This is a genomic window from Pseudomonas sp. NFACC24-1, assembly GCF_900115235.1.
GTDB classification, from domain to species: Bacteria; Pseudomonadota; Gammaproteobacteria; order Pseudomonadales; family Pseudomonadaceae; genus Aquipseudomonas; species Aquipseudomonas fluorescens_AA.
In genome coordinates, this window is the sequence record NZ_FOVS01000004.1 from 253,465 (window position 1) to 278,172 (window position 24,708).

The 24,708-nt window shown below is 62.2% G+C and carries 15 protein-coding genes; 3 read left to right on the plus strand and 12 right to left on the minus strand.

What is annotated here, in order from left to right; all coding sequences use genetic code 11:
* Nucleotides 1-196: 196 nt before the first annotated feature.
* The 3 genes from BM317_RS06540 to BM317_RS06550 all read right to left on the minus strand — a co-directional run bounded on the left by BM317_RS06540 (nucleotide 197) and on the right by BM317_RS06550 (nucleotide 6,304).
* Nucleotides 197-2,125, minus strand: a complete 1,929-nt coding sequence (locus BM317_RS06540) for a hybrid sensor histidine kinase/response regulator (RefSeq protein ID WP_092473584.1) — start codon at nucleotides 2,123-2,125, stop codon at nucleotides 197-199.
* A 109-nt stretch (nucleotides 2,126-2,234) separates the two neighbouring features.
* A complete protein-coding gene (locus BM317_RS06545) occupies nucleotides 2,235-4,577 on the minus strand; it encodes an ATP-dependent DNA helicase (protein ID WP_092473586.1) in 2,343 nt (780 codons plus the stop codon).
* Complete coding sequence (locus tag BM317_RS06550; RefSeq protein ID WP_092164587.1) at nucleotides 4,574-6,304, minus strand: VRR-NUC domain-containing protein; 1,731 nt, start codon at nucleotides 6,302-6,304, stop codon at nucleotides 4,574-4,576. Before BM317_RS06550 ends, BM317_RS06545 begins: the two co-directional genes overlap by 4 nt.
* Before the next feature lie 223 nt (nucleotides 6,305-6,527).
* Here BM317_RS06550 and BM317_RS06555 point away from each other — a divergent pair, with 223 nt between their 5' ends.
* Entirely contained in the window at nucleotides 6,528-6,752 is a 225-nt protein-coding gene (locus BM317_RS06555) for a YgdI/YgdR family lipoprotein (RefSeq protein ID WP_060743223.1), read from the plus strand.
* A gap of 127 nt (nucleotides 6,753-6,879) precedes the next feature.
* On the opposite strand, the gene BM317_RS06560 is transcribed toward BM317_RS06555, so the two are convergent.
* The 8 genes from BM317_RS06560 to BM317_RS06595 form a co-directional block, all read right to left on the minus strand.
* On the minus strand, nucleotides 6,880-8,733 hold the full coding sequence (locus BM317_RS06560) for a polyurethane esterase (protein WP_092473588.1): 1,854 nt from the start codon (nucleotides 8,731-8,733) through the stop codon (nucleotides 6,880-6,882).
* 202 nt (nucleotides 8,734-8,935) lie between these two features.
* On the minus strand, nucleotides 8,936-12,028 hold the full coding sequence (locus BM317_RS06565; protein ID WP_092164589.1) for an autotransporter serine protease: 3,093 nt from the start codon (nucleotides 12,026-12,028) through the stop codon (nucleotides 8,936-8,938).
* Between the two features lie 178 nt (nucleotides 12,029-12,206).
* Nucleotides 12,207-13,556 carry a TolC family outer membrane protein gene (locus BM317_RS06570; protein ID WP_092164590.1) on the minus strand — a complete coding sequence of 450 codons (1,350 nt, stop codon included), beginning with the start codon at nucleotides 13,554-13,556 and terminating at the stop codon, nucleotides 12,207-12,209.
* Nucleotides 13,557-13,570: 14 nt separating this feature from the next.
* Nucleotides 13,571-14,905, minus strand: coding sequence for an HlyD family type I secretion periplasmic adaptor subunit (locus BM317_RS06575; RefSeq protein WP_092164591.1), 1,335 nt, complete (start codon nucleotides 14,903-14,905; stop codon nucleotides 13,571-13,573).
* Nucleotides 14,902-16,680, minus strand: a complete 1,779-nt coding sequence (locus BM317_RS06580) for a type I secretion system permease/ATPase (RefSeq protein ID WP_092164592.1) — start codon at nucleotides 16,678-16,680, stop codon at nucleotides 14,902-14,904. Before BM317_RS06580 ends, BM317_RS06575 begins: the two co-directional genes overlap by 4 nt.
* Nucleotides 16,681-16,821: 141 nt before the next feature.
* Nucleotides 16,822-17,244: an AprI/Inh family metalloprotease inhibitor gene (locus BM317_RS06585; RefSeq protein WP_092165017.1), complete on the minus strand. Its 423-nt coding sequence runs from the start codon at nucleotides 17,242-17,244 to the stop codon at nucleotides 16,822-16,824.
* A gap of 85 nt (nucleotides 17,245-17,329) precedes the next feature.
* A complete protein-coding gene (locus BM317_RS06590) occupies nucleotides 17,330-18,784 on the minus strand; it encodes a serralysin family metalloprotease (RefSeq protein WP_092473591.1) in 1,455 nt (484 codons plus the stop codon).
* Between the two features lie 339 nt (nucleotides 18,785-19,123).
* Nucleotides 19,124-20,020, minus strand: coding sequence for a LysR family transcriptional regulator (locus tag BM317_RS06595; RefSeq protein WP_092164604.1), 897 nt, complete (start codon nucleotides 20,018-20,020; stop codon nucleotides 19,124-19,126).
* 132 nt (nucleotides 20,021-20,152) lie between these two features.
* On the opposite strand from BM317_RS06595, the gene BM317_RS06600 reads away from it, so the two are divergent.
* Complete coding sequence (locus BM317_RS06600) at nucleotides 20,153-21,616, plus strand: MFS transporter (protein ID WP_092164606.1); 1,464 nt, start codon at nucleotides 20,153-20,155, stop codon at nucleotides 21,614-21,616.
* A 193-nt stretch (nucleotides 21,617-21,809) separates the two neighbouring features.
* The gene (locus tag BM317_RS06605; protein ID WP_003201764.1) at nucleotides 21,810-22,088 is read left to right on the plus strand and encodes a DUF1652 domain-containing protein; all 279 of its coding nucleotides are present in this window, start codon (nucleotides 21,810-21,812) and stop codon (nucleotides 22,086-22,088) included.
* A gap of 93 nt (nucleotides 22,089-22,181) precedes the next feature.
* On the opposite strand, the gene BM317_RS06610 is transcribed toward BM317_RS06605, so the two are convergent.
* Entirely contained in the window at nucleotides 22,182-24,650 is a 2,469-nt protein-coding gene (locus BM317_RS06610) for a UvrD-helicase domain-containing protein (protein ID WP_092473594.1), read from the minus strand.
* Nucleotides 24,651-24,708: the final 58 nt, after the last annotated feature.

The following is a 24,708-nucleotide window of genomic DNA, read 5'->3' on the forward strand; positions in this document are numbered from 1 at the left end:
GCAGGCAGGCATGTCCCCCTAGTGGTGAGGGGATTTATCCCCGCTGGGCTGCGCAGCAGCCCCCTCTATGGCCTGATACGCTGAGGCGTCGGTACTATGAAGGGCCGCTTCGCGCCCCAGCGGGGATAAATCCCCTCGCCACAAATAATCCGTTGCCACAGATAATCTCTCAGATGCTGTAACCGCCGATCCATGTCTATTTCATCGTCTGCCCAATGACCTGCATCAGGTCAATCTGCTTGAATGGCTTGATCAACCGAGGCAGTTGCGTGGCGAAACCTTCCAGGCGTTCGGCATAACCGGTGGCCAGGATGATAGGCAAGGTCGGTTGGCGGTCGCGCAACAGTTTTGCCAACTGCGCACCGTCCATCTGCGGCATGGCCATGTCGGTGATCACCAGGTCGATGTCCAGGTTGCGCTCGTACAGCTCCAGCGCCTGAGCCCCCGATGGGGCGCAAAGGACTCGATGCCCCAGGTCTTCGAGCAACAAGCGCGTGCTGGTCAGCACCAGGCTGTCATCGTCGACCACCAGCACTTTCAACTCGTGGACCGGCGGCGCTGCCTCTTCGATCGCCGCTTTGCCAGGGGCCGCATCGCCGGCCACCGGCAACCACAATTCGGCGGTGGTCCCCAGGCCTTTCCGGCTTTTGAGTATCAGGCGGCCACCCAGCTGTTCCGCCAGGCCATGCACCATGGACAGCCCCAACCCCGTGCCCTTGCCGACACCCTTGGTGGTGAAGAATGGGTCCACGGCCGAGGCCAGCGTGGCTTCGTCCATGCCCTCGCCTTCATCGGTCATCGTCAGGCAGATGTAGCACCCGGGGGCCATCGGCTTGTCCGGCCCGGCATCAGCCCCCCGCCGTTCCTCGGCTGCAATGAGGATCTGGCCGCCATGGGGCATGGCGTCCCGGGCGTTGGTCGCCAGGTTGAGAATCGCCAGTTCCAGTTGATTGACATCGGCCAGCACCGGCGACAGCGCCTCGGCGAAACGGGTCTGGATGTGTATCGACGGGCCCAGGGAACTCTGCAGCAGGCCGCTGATGCCCTGTACCAGGGCCGACAGCTCGACCGATTCGTAGGTCAGTTTCTGTCGCCGGGCAAACGCCAGCATGCGTTGGGTCAGCGAAACCCCGCGCAGCGCGCCCTGGGTCGCGTTGTCCAGCAACTGAGTGAGTTTCGGCTCGCCGGGCATGCGCTTGCGCACGATTTCCAGGTTGCCGAGGATGACCGTCAACAGGTTATTGAAATCATGGGCAATACCACCGCTGAGCTGACCGATGGCTTGCAGTTTCTGGGATTGAAACAACGCCTCACGGGCCTGTTCAAGGGCCTGCTGGGCTTGGGTGGCATCGGTAATGTCGCGGGTGATCTTGGCAAACCCCAACAGCGCGCCGGTATCGCTGCGAATCGCTTCGATGACCACGTGGGCCATGAAGCGCGTGCCATCCTTGCGCATGCGCCAGCCCTTTTTCTCGAAACGCCCTTCGCTGGCGGCGATGCTCAACGCGCGCTGCGGCTCGCCGGCATCGCGATCCTCGGGGGTGTAGAACATCGAGAAATGCCGGCCGATGGCCTCCACCGGCAGGTACCCCTTGATCCGCTGCGCCCCCAGGTTCCAGTTGGTGACCTGACCTTGCGGGTCGAGCATGTAGATGGCGTAGTCGGTGACGCTTTGCACCAGCAGGCGAAACTGCTGCTCGCTTTGCTTGAGGGTTTCCTCGGCCATCTTGCGGTCGGTCAGGTCGCGGGTGATCTTGGCGAAGCCGAGCAAGGTACCCGTCTGGCTGTCGATGATCGGATCGATCACCACATGGGACCAGAACAGCGTGCCGTCCTTGCGCACCCGCCAGCCCTCGCCTTCGAAACGCCCCTCATGCAGGGCCGTGTCCAGCGCCCGTTGTGGCAGGCCGGCGGCGCGGTCCTGATCGGTATAGAAACGGGAGAAATGCTGGCCGAGGATCTCGGACGCCTCGTAACCCTTGAAACGCCTGGCGCCAGAGTTCCAACTGGTGATGATGCCTGAAGGGTCGGTCATGTAGATGGCGTAGTCGACCACCGCGTCGATGAGCAGGCGAAAGCGCTGTTCTTCGTTCATGAGCGGGGGCTTGGGGGCATTATCGAGCATCTGGCCGAGGCATCCGTGTGGATTTTTTGCGGATTATGGAGCAAGTCAGGCGCCAGGAAAAATCCTCAAGCCTTCCACCCTGTGGGAGCGAGCTCGCGATAGCGGTGGATCAGTTTGCATCAATGCTGGCTGACAGTCTGCCATCGCGAGCAAGCTCGCTCCCACAAGGGGATTTGTGGGCCTCTTGGGTAACTGACCACCAGCGCGGCAATAGGTGCTGCACCCTGGCCTCGCCGAACCGATCATCGATCAGCATCACCACCCCGCGATCTTGTTGGGTGCGGATCACGCGCCCTGCCGCCTGTACGACCTTCTGCAAGCCGGGATACAGGTAAGTGTAGTCATAGCCATCGCCGAAGATCGCCGCCATGCGTTGCTTCATCTGCTCATTGACCGGGTTGAACTGCGCCAGCCCCAAGGTGGCGATGAACGCACCGATCAGGCGTGAACCCGGCAAGTCGATGCCCTCGCCGAACGCGCCACCCAGCACCGCAAAGCCAATGCCTTGGCTGTGTTCCATGAATCGTTCGAGAAACGCCTGCCGGGGGGCTTCGCCCATGCCCCGCGATTGCGTCCAGAGGGCTATTTGGGGGTGCCGCTCGGCAAACAGCCCGGCCACTTGCTGCAAGTAATCGAAGCTGCTGAAAAAGGCCAGGTAGTTGCCCGGGCGCTCGCTGAACTGGCGGGCCATCAACGTGACAATCGGTTCCAGGGACGCCTGGCGATCGGCAAAGCGCGTGGAGATGCGGCTGACCACCTGTACGTCCAACTGCTCGGCCTTGAACGGCGATTCGACATCGATCCACACCGTATCGCCCGGCGTTCCCAGCAAGTCTGCGTAGTAATGTCGAGGGCTCAGGGTCGCCGAAAACAGCACGGTGCTGCGGGCCGCCGTCAGCCTGGGCCGCAGGAACGCGGCCGGCACCACGTTGCGCAGGCACAGCGACGACAGGCTGCGCTGGCGGCCGAGTTCGCGCTTGTGGATGTCGAACAGGAAGTGCTCGTCGAAGGCTTCCGCCACCCGGCCAAACTGCAAGGCGTCGAAGTAGAACGCCTGCAAGCCGCTGTCCAGGCCCTGGGGGTGATCGTTGAGGTAATCGCCGATGGCGGTGGTACAGGTGGCCAAGGCCTGGAGCAGCTTTTCCGGCAGTTTTTCATAAGCCTGATAGGCCGCCACCTGGGACGTATGCAAGGCATTCCATTGGCGATTGACCCGTTCAAGGGATTTCTTCAGCGGTTCGGGAGCGGTTTTGCGCACGCTGCTCAACGTGGCCTGGTCAAGGGTCGCGCTGTATATCTGCCGTCCGCGCTCCACCAGGTTATGGGCCTCGTCCACCAGGGTCGCGACCGTCCAGCCGTTGGCCTGGGCCAGGCCAAAGAGCAAGGCGCTGAAGTCGAAGTAATAGTTGTAGTCGGCCACCACCACGTCGGCCCAGCGGGCCATTTCCTGGCTGAGGTAATACGGGCACACCTCATGGGTCAATGCAATGTCGCGCAATGCCGCCTGATCAAGCAACGAAACCCGGCTCGCCGCTGCCCGGGCGCCCGGCAGGCGATCATAGAAGCCACGGGCCAGCGGGCAGGATTCGCCATGGCAGGCGTTGTCCGGGTGTTCGCAGGCCTTGTCCCGGGCGATCATTTCCAGCACCCGCAACGGCATCGACGGCGCGCTGTGGGTAATCACCCGCGCCGCATCCAGGGCCAGCTTGCGCCCCGGGGTTTTCGCCGTGAGAAAGTACACCTTGTCCAGTTGCTGCGGCGCCAACGCCTTGAGCATCGGGAACAAGGTGCCGACGGTCTTGCCGATGCCGGTGGGCGCCTGGGCCATCAGGCAGCGGCCGGTACTGATTGCCTTGAACACCGACTCGGCCAAGTGCCGTTGCCCGGGCCTGAAACCCGCATGGGGGAAGGCCAGCGCCTGCGCGCCGAGGTTACGCGCCTGCCGATGGGCCATTTCCTGCTCGGCCCAGGCCAGGAACAGCGCGCATTGTGCTTCGAAGAAGGTTTGCAACTGGGCCGCCTCGAAGCGTTGGGTGAGGCAGGTTTCCTTTTCGCTGACGATGTCGAAATACACCAGCGCCACGTCGATGTGCGGCAACTGCAGCTTTTGGCACATCAGCCAGCCATAGATTTTCGCCTGGGCCCAATGCAACTGGCGATGGTTGGCCGGCTGTTTGCTCAGGTCGCCCCGATAGGTCTTCACCTCTTCAAGGCACTGACGGACCGGGTCGTAGCCGTCGGCCCGGCCTTTGACCGTCAATGTTTGCCAGTGACCTTGGAGGGCCACTTCAGCCTGATAGCCCTCGGTGCGCCGCGAGGCGACGGTACGATGGCCAGCGATGCCCTCCAGGGCCGTTGGCGAGGGGGTGAAGCGCAGGTCAAGGTCGCCCACCTTGGCGGTGAACTCACACAGCGCCCGCACGGCGATGCTGTAGCCGGGTGTCGGGCTCATGTGCGCCCATCGCGAGCGAGCTCGCTCCCACAGATGATCTGGGGTGGTTCGTCTTCTGTGGGAGCGCGCTCGCTCGCGATGGCAGGCTCTGCCCATTGCACATAACAAACGGCGACGGGCATCTGGTGCTCATGACAGAACTCCAGCCAACGCAGTTGGTTGTCTTGCAGGCGGTCACCGGGGCCTTTGACTTCGATCATGCGGTAAGTCTTGTGTTGCGGCCAGAACTGGATCAGGTCCGGCATGCCGGCGCGATTGGCCTTGATATCCAGCAGCAGGCGCTGGAACCAGTGCTTGAGGTGCTCGGCCGGCAAGCAATCGAGGGCCTGTTCCAGCAAGGGCTCGGACAACGCGCCCCAGAACACGAAAGGCGATTGCACGCCCCACTTTTCAATGTAACGACGCCCGATGGTCTGCCGGTAGCGACCATCGTCCAACTCCGCCAGGCAGGCCGCGAACAACTCGGCGCGACGGGCATGGAAATCCTCATTGAGCAGGTCGACCGGCCCGCGCTGGAACGGGTGGAAAAACGCGCCCGGCAACGGCGCGAAGATCGCTGGCCAGCACAGTAGGCCGAACAGTGAATTGATCAGGCTGTTCTCGACGTAATGCACCGGCGCGGTTTCATCGTGCAGGTGGGCCTGGACGTGATATTCCACCGACAGGCCCGGATCGACGCGCGGCAGATGCAGTTCCAGGCGCTCCACTTCCCGGGCCATGACCCGTGGCACTGGCGGGCCGCCCAGCTTGCGCCGCAGGCGAGGCACGATCCGAAGCAAGGCCTGGGTTTCGGCAGCGCTCTGTGGTGTCTGCGCCGCCGCCTCGCCCAGTTCAAGGGCCAGGGCATACTCGCCGATTCGCTCCAATACCCGGACCATCCGCAGCCGCGCGCCTGGGTAGGTGCAATCGCGATAGATGCACAAGGCCAGGGCGAAATCGCCGATCCGCTCGCCGTGCTGGCCGATCTGGAACAACAACTTGCCCCGGCGTCGCTCCAGCCACGGATTATCCAGGGACAGTTCGTTGACCTGGGCGACGATATCTTCCAGGGGCTCGCCGGCTTCGAAGCGCTGCTGGCAGTCGTGCAGGAACAGACAGGCATCGACGTCGCCGCGACTGCGCAAGCCCCGTGACTCGGCGCTGAACTCAACGGTTTCGTAGGTGAAGATGCCCAGGTCCGCCAGGACGAATTCCGACCAATCCTGGTAGAGGTTGCCAAAGAACATCAAGCGCAGCCTGTCGCACAGGTCCATGATCGTCAGGCTGTACAGGCGGTCGTCAAGCTGCGGACACCAGGTACGAAAAGGCTGGAGCGGGCTGGGATGATTATCCAGGGCCTGGAGCCATTCGGCCTTTTTCGCCTTGGGCTGTTCGATCAGCTGACCCAGGCACAGAAGGATTTCCGTCTTGAGCAGCACGTCGAATAGTTCAACGAGCCCGATGGGGGCCTGTTCCTCGACCCATCCCAGGGCCAATAGCGGTGCGACGGCGGCGCCAATGTCGCCGATTTCCGGGTAACTCAGCTTGCTATGACGAAACCGCAGCCCCTTGCGCATCACCATCCGCACCAACAAGCCTTGGGAGGTACGGGGCAGCGCTGCGAAATCGCCGATGAAGCGCTGCTCTTCGTGGCTGAGCACGTCCGCATAACGCTGGCTCAACCAGACGAGCACTTGCTGGAAGTTGTTCAGGTAGTAATACGGATCGTCGAGAGAACGGGTTGCCACGGGAAGAAACGCCAAGGGTGTTGGAGACACTGGTTATGCATACAGATAACAGCTGTAAACCACTCAGGCAACCGCAAAAGATGAACGGTCTCCTATATTTAACGTGAAATCCTTCAGCTAGCGATGAACTTTCCTACGGCAAGCGAGACCAATGGCGGTTAGCTAATGTGATGGCGCGGTCGAATCAGTTGCTCCGTGTCCTTTTGATTGAGAGGTTATGGTTATGAACATCAGGTTTCTGGGCGTACCCCTGGTCGCCGTGGCATTTATGGCTCTGGCTGGCTGCGCGTCGCCCACGGTAGTGACCTTGCAAAACGGTACCCAGTATTTGACCAAGGACACCCCTAACACCCGCACCGCCGACGGCTTCTACGAGTTTGAAGATATTTCCGGCAGGAAAGTCCGGGTCCGCGCCGATGATGTGGCGACCATTCGCAAGGAAGACTGATTTCCAGTGACTCGCCTGGCAGACGGCCATCGCGAGCAAGCCCGCTCCCACAAAGTCCGGTGGTGAACACAAATCCTGCGTACACCCGTGAACCCCTGTGGGAGCGGGCTTGCTCGCGATAGCGAACTCAGGCGAACACGATCCCTTCGTCGCCGACCTGACCGATACCAACCCCCACAAGGGTCACGGAACTGTCACCGACCTTGAGCAGCGTGTCATTGCCCACTTGTGACAGGTGCTCCCTGTAGTCATGACCTGCCCCGGCGCCGGGTACGCCGAGGAACACCAGCTTGTCCCCCGCCTCATAACCGCTGATCCGGTCCTGGCCGAACGCACCATTGAACAGGAAGGTGTCGTTGCCACCGCCCGATTGCATCAGGTCGTTGCCCGCACCACCGACGAAGGTGTCGTTACCCGCGCCGCCCACCAGCACATCGTTGCCGTCCTGGCCGAACAGCCAGTCACCCTTCGCGCTCGCCACAAGGGTGTCGTTGGCCGCACTGCCCTTGACCGAAGACGCATACGCCGTCAGGTTGCCGCCCGCCACCAAGCCATTGACGGTGACGCCGTGGCTCACATCATCCTTGAGCAGCCCCCAGAACAACCCGGACTCCTTACTGACCAGCGTGCCGATGTCGCGGGTGATGCTGATCGCGCCATGGGCATCGCGCAGGTACAGGGTCCCAGCCCCGTCATGGGCGAAACTGAAATCCTTCACCGACTGCTGCAGTTGCAGGCTGTTGCTGCCCTGCCCGCCCAGTATCACGTTGTAACCACCGCCATCGCGAAAGGTGTCGTTGCCGGCGCGGCCTTCCAGGTAGTCGTTGCCCTGGCCGCCCTGGATCAGATCGTCGCTGTCGCTGCCGATGATGAACGTGCTGCCGGTATGGGTTTCAGCGTTTCGGTTGAGGTCCTGCACCCAGGTATTGGCCCGGGCGGGGTCTGAGAGGTTGGCGACGATAATGGTGGAGTCTTTTTCGGTGAGGTCGTAGAACGCCGAGTTCATGATCCGGCCCATGCCATCGCTGTAGCCGCTGGGCAGGTGGGAAATCCAGGTGGGGATGTTGAGGATGGAGAACGGCAAGACGTTCCATGCCGCCGAAGCGTAGTGGTCGTTGAAGCTGACGATGTTGTTGGTGGCCGACTCCTGTTGCCCATCGTGCACGCCCACCGACGCGAGGTTGAACGTCGAGCCGTCCAGGGCGCGGAACACCGGATCGTTCTCGTAACCGATGTTCAAGACCTTATCGGTACTGCTCTGGGTCGGCGAAGCGTAGGCGATGTAGTTGGCGTCGGCGTAGAACCCCGACCATTGGCCGGCGCTCAAGTCCGCCAGGCTGTTGACCGCCAACCCGCCCAGGCTGTGACCGCTGACCAGCACGTCCGCACCCGTCAGGCCATGGGCCTGGGCAAACTTGGCGACGTCCCCCAGCAGGTTGCCAAAGGCTTCGCCAGCGTAGTTTTTTGCATAGTCCTTGGGCCCCAGGGCGGCCATCAGGTCGTTGATCACGTCGCCAATGGAATCGCCAATCAGGTTTTCCCGAGGGCCGCTGGTGCCGCGAAACGACACACCGATTTCCTGCAGGTGACCCGCGCTGTCGTACTTGCCGAGGATCTCGACCTGCGCGGTGGTGTAACCGGCTTTTTCACCAAAAAACGTCCCGCGGCCATCCACCTTGCCGGCGTAGCCCAGTTGCGTGGCGCTGATGGGTGTCCAACCTGCCTTCTGCACCGCCTCCAGGGCCAGTTTTTCCGAATCCGGGTTCCACGGCACGCCGGGAATCACGCCTTGGGAATCGGTGCCCCCCAGCAGTGCGGTGACCAGGGTCGCCGGCAGGCCGGCACCGAAGCCGTTGTGCTGGTACCCGGCGGCAAAGCCGTGGTCGAGGTTGTGGTAGGAGTACAGCATGATCGCCATTGCGTCGCTGACCAGTACCTTGGATTCGGTGGTGCCGAGGTTCTTGTAGTCGTAGATACCCATGGTTGTTGCTCTCTTTTTGTTGTTGGAATGCTAGAACCGGGTGGCCTGCGGCCCGTAGGAGCTGCCGAAGGCTGCGATCTTTTGATCTTTCGCTTGAGATTCAAGTGTCCAGGGAAAGATCGCAGCCTCGTTGCACTCGACAGCTCCTACATGGCTCCTGCGCAGCTCTTGAACGCACAGAAGTGCGTGTTGAGTTCCTTGGTCAGAACTGCCAATCCAGGGTCAGGCCCACGCCGTGGGTTTTGTCCCGGGAGCCGATCAGGCCGTTGTAGTCCAGGTTGACCCGCACATCCTTGGCGAGCGCGAGCCCGGCGCGGGCGCCGACCACGGCGGCGTTACGGTCCATGGACACGCTCTGCACCGCGAAGGTATTGCTGCTGCCGGCGAAGGCCAGGTCCTGTTCGGACGTGGTATGGCTCAGGTTGTGCTGCCAGCCGAGGGAGCCGGACAGCTGCAATTGCTGTTGATCCGACAGCGCCAGGGTGTGGCTGGCCCGCAGGCCCAGCGTCGAGAGCACGGCATCGCGGCGGTCGTCGCCACCGTGCAGGGCCGCGTTGTCGCCTTTCTCATGGAAGCTGTCGCTGTCCAGGTGCACATAGGCCAGGTTGGCGAACGGTTCCAGGGCCACCGCTTGCCCGTCCAGGCGATACGCCGCTTCGGTGAAGAGCTGGGTGGTCCGGGCATCGCGCTTGGTTTTCTCCCGGCCACTGACGTCGCCCCATTGCAGGTCACGCTTGACGTCGATGCGATGCCAGCTGTGGGCGCCGCCGGCGGTCAGGCGCAGCGCGTCGATCTGATGCCCAACATAGACACCCAGGTGATAGCTGTCGGCCTTGGCCGAGGAATGGGTGCCATCGCCCATGCTCAACGAACTGTCACTGTAGCCGGTGACGAAGCCCAGGCGTGTCTGTTCGCTGATCAGGCCATCGACACCGGCCAGCAATCCACCGATGGAGCTGGTGGCACTGGCTTGATCGTGCCCACCCTCGTTCTTGCCCCAAGCGCCCAGCACTTTGAACCAGGCATTGCTGCTGGCGTCGGTCGGCGTCCCGGCGTCGTAGAGCGCGCCTTGGCGCAGGCGATCAGCCATGGCGTCGCGCAATTGACGGCTGTCATTGATCAGCAGCGTGCCGATGGCCGGATGGATTTCACCGGACAACTGCTGGAACGCCTGCTGTGCCACGGCGGCGCTGGGTGCCAGCAGCAAGGCCTCGTACAACCCGTTGCCAGCGCCCAATTGCTCGGCGGCAGTGGCCACGGAACGCTGGTTGGGCGTCAAGCCGAGGCTGGCAAATGACGCATCGTTACGCTCGACCACCAGTTGAATGCCGCTGGCGCTGTACGCCAGGTCGCCCCCCAGAAACGCGTAGTTGGGCAAGACTTCAGCGAAACGCCCATCAATGCCACCAGCGGCCTGCAAGATATTAAACTGCCTGCCCAGCAAGCTCTTCACTTCGCCAGCCGTCAGCAGCGTCGGGCTGTTTTCCAAGGACAGCGACACCGTCGCCCCGTCGATGGATGCCTTGCCGCCCGCCACGATCAGGTCGCTGGAGGTGGGCGAGACTTCCACTGCGTAGTTCGAACCGGGTTGAAAGGTCACGTCGCCGGCCACCTGCAAGGTGCCGATGGAGTTGCCCGGCGCCACGCTGCCGCCGCGGCTGGCGGTCAGGCTGGCGATGCGCCCGTTGCCGCCGAGAATGCCGCCGTCGTTGACGGTAACCGCCGACGCCAGCGAGCCATTGATCGCCAGTCGCCCTTGATTGACCAGGGTCGGCCCGCTGTAGGTGTTTTCGCCGGTGAGCACCAGGGTGCCGATGCCTTCCTTGGTCAGCCCGCCGTGACCGGCAATGTCGTTGCGCCAAACGTCCAGGCCACATTGGACGCCGCTGCACACCCGTTCCGTGGGTTTGCCAGGATCGATGATCGCGCCGATGCCCGGCAAGTCCGCCACGAACTGACCGGAACCATAGGCGCCATCGATACGAAACTCCGCGGGAATGTCCTGTTCGGTCACCAGCATCGACGGACCGTCGATGGCCTTGCCGAGGTTGATCATGCCCCAGCCGTACAGCGAATCGACGCCCGGCGCGCCCATGTCGGTGGCGGTGGTACGCAACACGCTCGCGACCTGGTCGCCGGTCATATAGGGGAAACGCTCCATCAACACCGCCACGCTGCCAGCGACATGGGGCGCGGCCATGGACGTGCCGCTCTTGTTGGCGTAGCCCACGGTCAGGTCGTCGGCACGGGTGCCGCCGATCACGGCGCTGTAGACCCGGGTGCCCGGTGCCGACACGCAGAAACTGGCGGTGTAGCCGCAGCGCGACGAGAAGGTACTGATGGTGTACGGATCGGCGCTGGCGGTGTCCGGGTTGACCTGCAGCGCCGCCACGGTGAGCCAGTTCGGCGCGATGTCCGGGACGAAATACGCCAGGCCCGCAATGGCATCGGGATTATTGAGGTTGTAGTCGTTGCCCGCGGCGAAGATCGTCACGATCCCGCTGCGCGCCGCGGCGATGGCTCCCTCGTAGGCGCCGCCGGGCTTGGTGCCCAGCAGGGGTTTGATCTGATCGAATTGCAGTTGCGCATCCTGCACGGTGAAGTGCGGGAACGCCGGATCGCGGCCACCCTGGTCGAAACGGTCGGTGATACCAATGCCCCAGCTGTTGTTGATGATCCGTGCGCCGCTGGCGATCAACGCGTCCCAGCCGGCCTTGTACACCGCGCCATCGTTGCCGCGGATGATGCCGTCCTCGGGCCCCGGGTCGCCATTGTCAGCGCTGATGATCTGCGCATCGAACGCCACGCCGTGCATCGGGCTGCCATCGCGACTGCCGGCGGCGATCCCGCCGACATGGGTGCCATGGGACCCCAGCTTACCGTCCGAGCCGACGGTGGGTGAACCGTCGTAGCGGAACGGATCACCCGCCTTCACCGGGATGTAGGGGTCGGTGTATTCACGAATGCCGCTGGTGACCAAGGTCACGACTTTGCCGGTGCCGGAGAACTCCGGGTGGGCCGCGTAGACCGGCTGGTCGAAGATCCCCAGCTTGACGCCCTTGCCGGTGTATCCGGCGGCGTAGGCCTGCTGCGCGTTGATCGCCCCCAACCCCCATTCGGCGTTGAATTCGTTGCTGCGCCAGCTGTCCGGGTCACCGGCCCTGCCGCCCTCTACATAAGGCGCCGCCTGGGCCGTGCCCAAGGTCGCCAGTGCGCAGAGCATGGCGTGGTTGAGGGCCTTGAGCAGGAACAGGCGACCTGTCGGCCTGGGGTGTTTTTTGTTATCGACTTTCATCACGAACCATCCTTAGTAGCGCTTTATCAATTGTTGTAAATCCCTTCTGTGGCGAGGGGATTTATCCCCGCTCGACTGCGAAGCAGTCGCCTGAGGGCCCGAGGTCTGTCTGGAAGAACACGGTGTTTGGGGTGGGGCCGCTCCGCAGCCCAGCGGGGATAAATCCCCTCGCCACAGGTCATTGAATGGGCACCCGGGACACAAACGCCTCATCCACCTTCGCCAGGTCCTGCGGGCCAAGGGTGCCGGCGTAGTAATGCAGCTTGGTCCAGGCCATGAGGTAGTCGTAGCGGGCCTGGGCCAGGTCGCGGCGAGTGGTGTAGAGCTGTTGCTCGGCATTGAGCGCGTCGAGGTTGACCCGCTCGCCGCCGAGGATGCTTTGCCGGGTCGATACCACCAGCGCTTCGGCGGAGCTGAGGGCTTTCTGGTAGGCGCGCAGTTTGTTCATCCCCGACACACAGGCGCTGAACTGACGGCGCAGTTCGATCAGCGTCTCGCGGGTCTTGGCCTCCAGCTCGTATTCGGCCTGTTCCATGTTGCGGCTGGCCTGGCGGGTCGACGCCGAGACACCGCCGCCGGCATACAGCGGCACGCTGACTTCCAGGCCGATGGTGTTGGTGTCGTAGCGCTGGTTGTAGGTGTTGCCACTTTCCGATTCGTTCTGGCGCATTGTTGCGTAGGCACTGACCTTGGGCAGGTGTCCGGCGCGGTTGCGTTCGACCTCGAAGCGCGCCACATCCACCGCTTGGCGCTGGGACGCCAGGCTGGGGTTATTGCTCACCGCCAGTTCGTGCCAGGTGTCGAAACTGGCCGGCTGCAAGGCAAAGGTCTGGAAGGTGTCGTGCAAAGGCGCCAGGTCGCCGATATCCAGGGCCGGGACGCCTATCAGCGAGCCGAGCTCACGCAAGGCGGCGTCCTGCTCGTCCCGCGCCTCGATTTCTTCGGCGATTGCCAGCTCATAGCGCGCCTGCGCCTCGAGGATATCGGTACGCGTGCCTTCGCCCTGGCGAAACAGTTGTTCGTTTTGCTGGAATTGCTGCTCGAACGCCTTTTTCTTGGCCTGGGCAATGTCGATCTGATCCTGGGCGAACAACGCCTGGGTGTACTGACTCAGCACCCGCACCAACAGCGCCTGGCTCTTGTCCCGAAAACTTTCGTCGGCGAACAATGCCTGGGCCACGCCCTTTCGGTAGGCCGCGTACGCTTCGTAGTCCAGCAAGGGTTGTTGCAACGTCAGGCTGGAGCCGTAGCTGCTGTAGTTGCGATCGTCATGCTGGCTGGCGCCACGTTCATTGAGGTAGGTGACCTTGGATTGGTTGCGGCCCTTGTTGTAGCTGTAGCCCAAGTGCGGCAACAGCCCGGCACGGCCGATGGCGCGGTTCTCCAGGCCCGCATCGCGCTCCTTGATCGCGCCCAGGTAGACCGGGTCATTGCGCAGGGCCTGCTCGTAGAACTCGAAGGGCCCCATGGCCCAGGCGTTGCCGCACACGGAAACGGCCAGCACGGCCATCCAATAGAAACGCTTCATACCGCCAGACATCCTTATTCTTCGGTCAACGCAGAGCCGGCTCGGTCGAGCAGCGGTTTGAACAGGTAGTTGAGCAACGAGCGCTCGCCGGTACGTACGAACATTTCGGCCGGCATGCCGGGCTTGATCACCAGACCGTTGAGCTTGTCCATCGCCACGTCGCTGACGCTGCTGCGCAGCACGTAATAAGGCGCGCCGGTCTTCTCATCGAGCATCTGGTCGGCGGAAATCAGGCTGACTTCCCCCGGCACCCGCGGCGTGCGGTTCTGGTTGAAGGCGGTAAACAGGATGTCCACCGGTAAATGCGGGCCGACCTTGTCGATCAGGTGCACCGGCAGGTGCCCTTCCACCTCCAGCCGCGTGCCCTGGGGGACGATCTCCAGCAAGGTGTCGCCCTGGCGTACCACTGCGCCTTCGGTGTGCACGCCCAGGTTGACGGCGATGCCGTCGGCGGTGGCGAGGATTTCGCTGTGTTGCAACTCGAACCCTGCGGATTTCAGTTGCTGTTGCAGGGTTTCGCTCTTGAGCTGGGCGTCGGCCAACTGACTGCGCACTTCTTTCTGGTATTCCTCGTTGTGCTGCTGCAACTTCAGGCGCGACTCGACGATCCCTTGCTCCACCCGCCCGCTTTCGCCGCTGTTCTGCGCCAGTTCCTGCTGCACCTGCGACAACTGGCGCTGATAGTCCAGCAGGCGGTTGCGCGGGATGTAGCCGTTGTCCGCCAAGGGCTGCAGGTTGCCCAGTTGCAGACGCAGGGATTCGGCCTGGGCGGTCAAGTCGCCGCGGGCCCGACGCATGCCGGCCAATTGCGCCGTGGCGCCCTCGATGCTGGCGCGTAACGCAGCCTGCTCCCGGGCGAAGGCTTCGCGGCGACTGCTGAACAGTTGCCGCTGGCCTTCGAGCACCAGGGCCAGGCGTGGATCGGGATCGCGACTCAGTTCAGCCGGGAAACTCACCTGCAACAGGTTGTCCCGCTCGCTTTGCCAGCGTGCCAGGCTGGCCCAGGTCATCCGGTACTGGGCCTGCAGCGATTGCACATCGGCGGCCGCCTGGGTCTGGTCCAGGCGAAACAGCGGCTGGCCCTGCTTCACCGCCTCGCCTTCGCGCACCAGGATCCGGCTGACCACACCGCTGCTCATCGATTGCACCGCCTTGCGCTTGCCTGAAACCACCACGGTGCCTTGCACGGGGATGCCTTGGTCCAACGGCGCCAGGCTGGCCCAGGTGAAAAAACTGCCGGCCCCCACCAGCGCCAGTATCCAGCCCATGCGGGTGAAGAAACGGGCGTCGCGCTCCGGGCGTTCAATGTCTTGAGCCTGTTCGAGGTTCATCTGGCATTCCTTGCTCATGCGCCACCCGGTTTGCTGGCAGCTTGGTACTGGCGACTCATGCTCAATCCGTTGGGGGTCGGCTGGGAACGGTCCCGCTGTGGTGTCTCCGATTGGCCGGACAGCGCCCGCAGCACTTCCTGACTAGGCCCGAAAGCCTGTAGCCGGCCTTCGTTGAGCACCAGCAGTTTGTCGGCCTGGGCCAGCGCCGAGGAGCGATGGGTGACCAGCACGACGCTGGTGCCCTGGGCCTTCATCTGCGCAATGGCACCGGCAAGCGCGGCCTCGCCAACCGTGTCGAGATTGGAGTTGGGCTCGTCGAGCACCACCAGGCTCGGTCGGTCGTACATCGCCCGGGCCAGCGCAACCCGTTGCTTCTGCCCGCCGGACAAACCACCGCCGTCCTCCCCCAGCACGGTGTCATAGCCCTGGGGCAGGCGCAGAATCAGCTCATGAACCCCGGCCTGTTGCGCGGCGGCGACGACTTTCTGCGGATCGGCATCGCGAAACCGGGCGATGTTCTCGGCGATGCTGCCGCTGAACAGTTCGATGTCCTGAGGCAGATAGCCGATGTGGGGGCCGAGTTGGTCGCGATTCCAGCGATGAATGTCAGCCCCGTCGAGGCGCACCGTCCCGGCGAGGGTCGGCCACACGCCCACCAAGACCCGGGCCAGGGTGGACTTGCCGGAACCGGACGCCCCCAGCACGCCCAGCACGTCCCCGGCAGCCAGGCTGAAGCTGACCTGCTGCAATGTCGCGTTGCGTTGCCCCGGCGGGCCGGCACTCACGTGCTCAAAGCTCACTTGGCCTTTGGGCGCTGGCAGCGTCATGCCGTCGTCCTGGGGCGCAAACGCCTGCAACAGCACATCGAGACGGCGGTAAGCCAGCTTGGCGCCGCTCCACTGCTTCCATACGGCAATCAATTGGTCGATGGGGCTCAACACCCGTCCCATGAGGATCGACCCGGCAATCATCATCCCGGCGGTCATGTCGCCCTTGATCACCAGCAATGCGCCCAGGCCCAGCACCAGTGATTGCAGGCACAGGCGCAGGGTCTTGCTCAGGGAACTGATCACCGCGCCGGTATCGCTGGCCTGGTTTTGCAGGCCGAGAAAGCGTGAGTGCACGGCAAACCAGCGGCTGCGCAGCGCCGCGAGCATGCCCATGGCCTGGATCGTTTCGGCGTTGTGCAAATGGCTGGTGGCCAATTGGCTGGACTGTTGCGAGTAGACGCTGGCCTGCCCCAAGGCTTTTTTGGTCATAGCCTCGTTCAGGCATGCCAAGCCGATCAACAACAGCGTGCCGACGGAGGCAAACACGCCGAGCCACACGTTGAACAGGTAGATCACCAGCAGATAGACGGGAAACCATGGCGCGTCGAAGAACGCGAACAGCGCCGGGCCGGTGAGGAATTGGCGAATGTGCGTGAGGTCGCCCAGGGATTGCCCGGCGTTGCCTTCACCCTGGCGCAGATTGCGCTCGAACGCGGCCCGGTACACCTGAAGGTTGAAGCGTCTTTCCAACTGGCTGCCGATGCGGATGACCACGAAGCTGCGTACCATTTCCAGCAGCCCGATAAACACAAAGAAACCCACCACCATCAGCGACAACATCACCAGGGTGGTTTCGTTCTGTGATGACAGCCCGCGGTCGTACACTTGCAGCATATAAATCGAAGGCGCGAGCATCAGGACGTTAATCAGCGCAGTAAAACAACCGACACTGATCAGAATACTTTTATAATCGCCCAACGCTTTAAACAGCGGCGCCGAGGCAGCGCTCCTTGCCTTGTTCATGAACCTTCCTTGTTGTTGGCGTCGCCAGCGAACTGGCCGTTAGTTCAACTGACCAATCTTTGATTCTTTATTCGGTCCACACCGACACGCACGCCTGTTTGAACAAGCGTGTTTCAATCATTGCGCAACTGTACTAACTCGTTAATGAGCGCTCCGGGGCTTATTCCGTTCAAGGCTAAGTATCAAACCGGACTTCAAGGTGATTTGATAATGATGTTCCTGACGCAACCCCAGGTGCGTCCTGGAGTCTTGCTTGCCGATCAGGGAAAGACCGTCTGGCTCGGTAAACCAACGAACCGGCTCATCCCCCAACCAGTGCCCCAGGCACTCGGTTTGCCCACCCAGGGTCTGGTCTGCCTTGAGCTCGACAATGCACGTGTTGGACGGTTTGTCCTGCATCGCCTGGCTTTGCGCGGTGTCCTGCGGGCTCGACAAGACAGCCAGCCATTGACCGGCCAACTGCGAGGGTTCTGCTAACAACAGGCTGCGCGCCATGGCGACTTCTCCACAAAACATCATCAGCGTAGCGAGCAACCCGACGGTTGCCTGAACGCTACAGGGCATCGATTTTCTACGCATTCGCTTGATCCTGGCGCGGTTCCTGTAGGCGCGTCGCGCGAAGCGAGGCTGCGCCTACAGGGGTTTAGCCTTACGCCACGATATCCGAGGCCGCCGCCTGGCCAACGGTGCTGACCAGGAAGTCAGCCACGCCGTGCCCGGAGAAGTCCACCGACAGCAGGCTGTTTCCACCCGACGTCGACAGCACCGCATCGCCCGCCGCACCGGTGAAGGCGCTGACGAAATGCAGGCCGGCGCCTTTGGTGATGCCGGTCAGGTCGATCTTGTCCAGGCCGCTGACGAAATCGAGGATCTGATCGGTTGCCCCCGGCCGCGAATCGGAACTGGCGGCGAACACGAAGGTGTCCGAACCCGAACCGCCCCAGAGCTTGTCCGCACCACCGGCGCCCCACAGGATATCGTTGCCGGCACCGCCCTTGAGTTCGTTGGCCACCGAGTTGCCGATCAACAGGTCGCTGCCCGAGCCACCGATGGCGTTTTCGATGACGGCGCCCTTGGCGATGGACACGTTACCCACCATGCCACCCACGTCAGAGAACGAAGCGCCATTGAGGTTGATCTTCTGGTTCTGGGTGAACCCGGAGAAATCCAGGGTATCGCGGCCGCCCGCGTCCCATACCGAAAACACCACTTTGTCCGACGACGAAGAGGCACTGAGAAAATCGCGACCGGTGTTGGAGTTGAAACCGTAGGTCGAGTCGCCGGTACGGGTCGAGGTGTTGGCACCGTAGAGCTTCTGGATCGCCGCGATGTCATCCATCAGCGGACCCGAAGCGTAGGCTTCGACGCCGCCCTTGCTGAAGTTCTGGTCGGTATTGCTTTCGCTCCAGTAGCTCATGATGCTGTAGCCACGGGTGTCCTGGCCATAGGTGGCGTCATCGTAGGTCGGGCTGCCTTCGCCGGCGTTGTAGTCACCCGGGTGGGCCAGGCCGAGGGTGTGACCGATTTCGTGGGTCAGGGTCTGGCGGCCGTAGTTGTTCAGGTCCGGGTTCTTGTTCTGGGTGTAGCTGCTGTTGATCAGGTACCAGGACGTCCCGTCATAGCCGGCGCCGGTCCCCGGCAGATAAGCGAACGCCGCCGCGCCATCCTGGCCGCCGCTGTAGTTGCCGAAGGTCATGTGACCGTCGCCACCGCTGGCTTTCTCGGTGAAGGTGACATTGGCCACGTCCGCCCAGGATTGCATGGCCAGGGCGGCCTGGCCTTTCTGCTGGGCGCTGAACTGGCTGAAGCCGCTGATCCCATGTTTGTTCATGGTGCTGGAAGAAGCAGACGTCAGGAAGGTATAGGTCAGCTCGATCTTGCCGCTGCCGTCCCGGTCCTGGTAAGCGGCGCCGTCGCGCAGCAACTGCGTGGCCGCCTCGTCGACGGAGTACGACGGCTTGCCGTTGACGGTCAGGTTACCGCCGCGGTCGTATTGGTGGCTGAAACTATTGATCTGGTTGAACGCATTACTGGGAGCCGCCAGTTGCGGAGCCCAGAGCAGTTGTTCGGCAGAATCGATAGCGCTGTTTTTGACTTTCGACATAAACACACTTCCTTGTTTGCAAATGGAACAATTTAGTCAGACAGACGATCTCTGGCGAGATCGTCCTATCACTCGCCCAATGAGGACGTAAGAAACCTGACACAATTGGAAATCAAACGTCTAGCAATTTTTTTGTTCAATTTCACGCCCTGCCCTTTAACGCCCATAAACAATAGGTTTCTGCCTCGCTAGTGCGCGCACTCAACTGCCCGAGTTGCAGATTGTCGGACAAAACTCTATTTAAATATTAAATAGCGATAACTAGTCATTCGCCCACGGTGTCGCACTTCCACCAACTAAGTGCCAGCGAAGTGCTATTAATGAATATCTACCAAACCTCTACGGTTTACTTGCGCACACTTCTCGCAAACAGCCTCGAAGCCAGCGATGTACGGGGTCAGCGTCCATCCGCGGATGCCAGAGCATGGCGATCGTGAACCCAGGCACCGGGAACGGCAGCGCGAAACTGTACAGACCGACCCGCAGGCTAGTGGTGTAGCGCTCAGGCACGCTGGCTATCAGGTCGCTGGAGCGAACCAACCCCAGCGCCGAGGAGAAACCCGGCACGGTGGTCACGATGTCCCGGGACAGGCTCAGCGCCGCCAGGGCCTGGTCGATAAGGCCATGGTCCAACCCGCGCATCGAGACTCCGACATGCCCACCCGCCGCATAGCCAGCGGCGCTCACCGCCGCGTTGCTCAGCGGGTGGCCCGTGCGCACCACACCAATCAAGCGGTCGCTGAACAACGCCTGGGTTCGCAACTCCGGGCTGGTGTCCTTGTCTACGACGGCAGTCTCCAGGTCCACGGTGCCTTCGCGAAGCGCCGTGCTGTCCCGGTCGGTCTTTTCCACGAAACGCAACCGCACGCCCGGCGCTTGCTCGCGAATACGGGCGATCAGATCGATGGCGAAGTTTTCCACAAATCCCTCGCGGGTGCGCAGGGTGAAGGTACGGCTCAAGCGCCCAAGATCCGGCGTCGTCACCGGGCGCAGTACCGCCTGAGCCTGCTGCACCAACTGGCTGACCTGTTCACGCAACTCCAGCGCACGGGGTGTCGGCACCAGCCCTCGCCCGGCCCGAACCAACAGCGGGTCACCGGTGGTTTCCCGCAGCCGCGCCAGTGCCCGGCTCATGGCCGACGGGCTGAGCCGCAGCCGCCGGGCAGCACGGACCACGCTGCCTTCCGAGAGCAGCACATCGAGGGTGACGAGTAGATTGAGATCAGGCGAAGACATGGCGAAGTCCTGAATTGAATAGATGGCGTCTGGTGCAGCTATAATCTGCAAACGCTGCGCCTTCCGCCATGTTATGCCCAGCTGTAACGTTCTGACAGCGCCGTTTCGAGCGCCACGCAGACAGGTGAGACAATGAACCCCATCAACACGCAACCAAGCCAGCCGGCAACCGCACCTGCGAGCCGGTTCTCTTCACCGCGTTGGGCCCTGGCCAGCCTTGCGCTCTCGACGCTGTTGGCCTCCCTGGGCGCCAGTGTGGCTGCCGTGGCGTTGCCGACGCTGGCCCAGGCCCTCGAGACCTCCTTCCAGCAGGTCCAATGGGTGGTGCTGGCCTATCTGCTCGCCATGACCACGCTGATTGTCAGCGTCGGCCGCTTGGGTGACCTGATCGGCCGTCGCAAACTACTGTTGGCCGGCATCGCCTTGTTCACCTTGGCCTCGCTGCTTTGCGGCCTGGCCCCTTCGCTTTGGCCGCTGATTGCAGGCCGGGCGCTGCAAGGCCTGGGGGCTGCCATCATGATGACGTTGACCCTGGCCTTGGTCGGCGAAACGGTCGCCCAGGAAAAAACCGCCAGCGCCATGGGGCTGCTGGCAACGCTGTCGGCGGTGGGCACGGCTCTTGGGCCGTCCTTTGGCGGCCTGCTCATCAGTGGGTTCGGCTGGCAGGCCTTGTTCCTGGTCAACATCCCCCTCGGCCTGCTGACGTTATGGCTGGCGTGGTACTCGCTACCGGTGCGGCAAGTGCCGTCGAAGGCGGAAACGATTCGTTTCGATATCACCGGTACGGTGCTGTTGGCGTTGACGCTCGCCGCCTATGCCTTGGCCATGACCGCCGGGCGCGGGAGCTTTGGCGGGTTGAACATTGCGCTGCTACTGGCCGCGCTGGTGGGCGGCGCGCTGTTCGTTCGGGTCCAGTCCCGGGCCGTGTCGCCGCTGATTCCCTTGGCCGTATTTCGCGACAAGTCATTGGTCTCGGGCCTGGCGACGAGCGCCCTGGTTGCAACGATCATGATGGCGACGCTGCTGGTCGGGCCTTTTTACTTATCCATCACCCTTGGGCTACCAGCGACCTTCGTCGGCTTGGCGCTGGCGACAGGGCCAACCGTCGCGGCACTGGCCGGGGTGCCTGCCGGACGCCTGGCGGGTCGGTTCGGTGTGCAACCCATGCGGCTCGTCGGCCTGGCGACCATGGCCCTCGGCTGCCTGATGCTGTCACTGGTTCCCCCTGCCCTTGGCAGCGCCGGCTATATCAGCGCCATCGTGGTGACGACCCTGGGCTACGCGTTTTTCCAGACCGCCAACAACACGGCCGTCATGGTCGATGTGGCCGCCCAAAGGCGAGGCGTCATCGCCGGGCTGCTCAACCTGTCGCGCAACCTGGGTTTCTTCACCGGTGCCTCGGTGCTCGGCGCAGTGTTTGCGAGCGCAGCGGCGACGAATGGCATCACCCACGCCAGCCCCGAGGCCGTCACGAACGGCCTGCACACCACCTTCGCCGCCGCCCTGGCGATGGCGGCCCTGGCGGTGTTCATCGCCTTGAAATGCCGCGTGCCAGAGCGGTTAGGCGATGCCAAGGACACGCCCAGGCAAGCGTGATGGCATTCTGAGCAGCGCCGCTTAAGTCGTGATCCAGATCAAAAAAAGTGAACCAATCGCAAAACGGACTGAAAAAATCCACATGAGCTTCATTTTCAGGTGCTATTTTTAGTTCTCACTGGTAGAGCCATGATGGCTCTTCCTTCCTGACATGAGCAAAAGGAAGCGCTCGATTGAAGAAGGCGGGCAACACATGAATAAAGGATCTTTCAGCAAGGTTACGTTCCCCAACGCTTGCCAGTTGATGCGCTGGCACTTCCATCCCATGGGATTCGAAGCGAGCATGGATGCGCCTGGCAGTATGGTTGCCCGGTTGTTTGACCGTGCCAGCGGCGAGACGATGATCGCCATTGCCGGAATTCCCTGCGCGACGGTGATGAATGCGCCGGATGTGGAACGAATAATCGAGGCCGTGGAGGCCGAGCTGGAAGCGTTTGTGCCACCGGTAGGGTTGCGGCGGTTCGCTTCCTGACAGGGAACAGTGCTTATCATTTGAAAGCGGCGCCTTCCTCTCCAGGGAAGGCGCCGCTTTTCTATGGCTTCTCAATACGCCTTTGCCACAGCTTCATCCTTTGCGGGCACGACGGTGGTCAGCGAAAAAGGGCTTGTCCGCTGCAATACGATCCGAAGCCTTAGGTGCATTGGCCGCCTGTGCATCCTGCCCATCGACATACCAATAACAATGCTGCACGGCACGAGTGATGCCCACATACGCCAGGCGCAGGATTTCGTCTTTTTGCGCCGTGTCGTAGGGTTCGGCGTCTCCATCCTGACCTAACCCGGCCATGCGATAGACCTGATTCTTGTAGGGTGAACTGCTCAGGTGCTGGCAGTCGCCCAATAAGAACACCGCATCCGCCTGGAGCCCCTTGGCGCTGTGGTAGGTCATTTGCCTGAGCCGCCGGGCGTCGTACGGCAAGCTAGAATCGACATTAACTGTTGACTGAATATGCTTTTCCATCAACAGCTTATCGCTACTTTTTCGATACAGCATCAAGATGGAGTCACCCTTGCGATAGTGCTCCTCCAGTCGCAGGGCCAGCCCTTCGTCGTCTCGATCCAGCACATTGACCGGGCTCAGCGATCGGGGCACGCCACTGGCCTTGGCTTTTTTGCCTGGGATAGCCGCAGCGGCACGCACGATGTGCTCGGCCGCGTCGATGATGTGTTGGTGGCTGCGGTAGTTGTCGGTGAGCATCACCCGAGTTGTCGTCGGTGACGGGAATTGCTTGTTGAATGCCATGAAGTAGCTCGGCGAGCTGCCGCGCCAGCCATAGATCGATTGCCAGTCGTCCCCGACACACAACAAGGAAGAACGCTGGGCACCGCGTCCCACGTGCAGCGCAGGACCACGGCTGCGAACCTCCCGAAGACTGGCGCGAAGCCAGGAGACGATCTGCGGCGATACGTCCTGGAACTCGTCGATCATCAGGTGCGATAGCGGCCTGAGCAAGGCATCACCCAGCAACTTGAAATTTTCCGGCGAGTGTTCGCTGAACAGCGCGAACATACGGTTATAGGTCATGATCGGCGGCGATTGATCGAGCAAATGGTCTTCGAATGCCCGCCAGTAACGGCTCAGCGCCTCGAAGAAATACCGGTCGGGGTCATCCTGGGCAAAGGCCATCCGGCCCACGGCGTCGGGGACGTCCAGGCCAAGGTTCTCGATAAAGCCCGCCGCCGCGACAAAACAGTCCAACAATGGCGCCGAACCCAGTTCGCCCTTGACCTTATAGTCGAACCCGGGGCCGGCGCTGGCGTCGCCGGCCATGGATGCCACCACACGTCTTGATGCCTCGTAACTTTCAAGCCATATCAGTGGCTTACGGCAGAAAGCTTGAAACAAGGTACGCTTTACCGCCCACTCCGCACGGATACTCAACTTGGCGCCCGGACGACTGAGCCGGGCGTCTTCCCGCGGATCGAAACCCAGCATCACCCAGGCATCCAGTGAGGGCGCGTAGCCATGGCAGTGGAACGTCGAACCATTGATTTCGAATGTGTGTCGCTTTGGCTCGATCCCCTTGATTGGCCAGGCACCGGCGCGAAACCACAGGTCTTCGACGGCATCGCACAATTCTTCGTCGCGCTGGGCCGCCAGTTCGGTCACGGCCACCCGTTTTTGCACATCCGGGTGATCGCGCTCCAGTTCCTTGAGTTGCAGGGCGTGGCGGGACAACGGCTGGATCAGCTCACGGAAACGCGCATCCCGCTGGTAAAGGTTGTAGTAACAGGCGTTGAGTTGCTGACGTTGGACATCGTTGATGCGCAATTCAAAGGGATTGCCTTGGGCGTCGTCGTCCGCTTCGGCGCGATGACTCAGGGTCTCGAAGGCCTGGAGCCGCTCGAACCCGGGCAGGCTGCGGACCATGGGCAAGATACGCGAATGAAAGGTGCGCACCAGATCACGCGCTTGCTTGAGGCTGACGGTTCGCTCCCACAGGGCAAACACTTCGATCAATTTCTGAATGAAGTCCTTGCGCGACTCCCGGGTAAACGTCACCACGGTCATTGAGTCCAGTTCGAAGCCCAGGTAGTGGGACAGCAACACAATCCGCAGCACCAGGGTCGTCGACTTACCCGCACCCGCCCCGGCGACCACCGAGGTAGACGGTGTGTCGCTGAAAATCATCTTCCATTGCGCGGCACTCGGTTGCGCATGGGCCGGCAGCAATCGGGCGACGTCGGCCTTGATACGTTTCTTCAACTCGGTGGTCAGCGGCAGGCGCCAGTCATCGAACAGCAAATCATCCACCTGCGGTGCCGGATGCTCTGTGCTGCGCGAATCACGGATCAACAGGACCTGGCGGCCCTCCTCAAGCCCTTCGGCCCTGCCTTCCTTATAGCCATAGTCGAAACCGGCGGTATGACCACTGCGGAAGCCGTCGGCCTGGCCGTGCAACCAGGACGCTCGGTGCTGGGCGCGCAGACGCGTCAGGCCATGGCCGAAGAGTCGGGCGGCCAGGCGCTTGAGCAAGGGCATTTGGGCCAGGGGCAGGAGCTCGGGGGGAAGATCGGGAGTGTGTTGCGACACGCTGGGGACTCCGGTGTTCATGAACCATGACGGCTATGGTGTCTGTATTTGCTGTCAG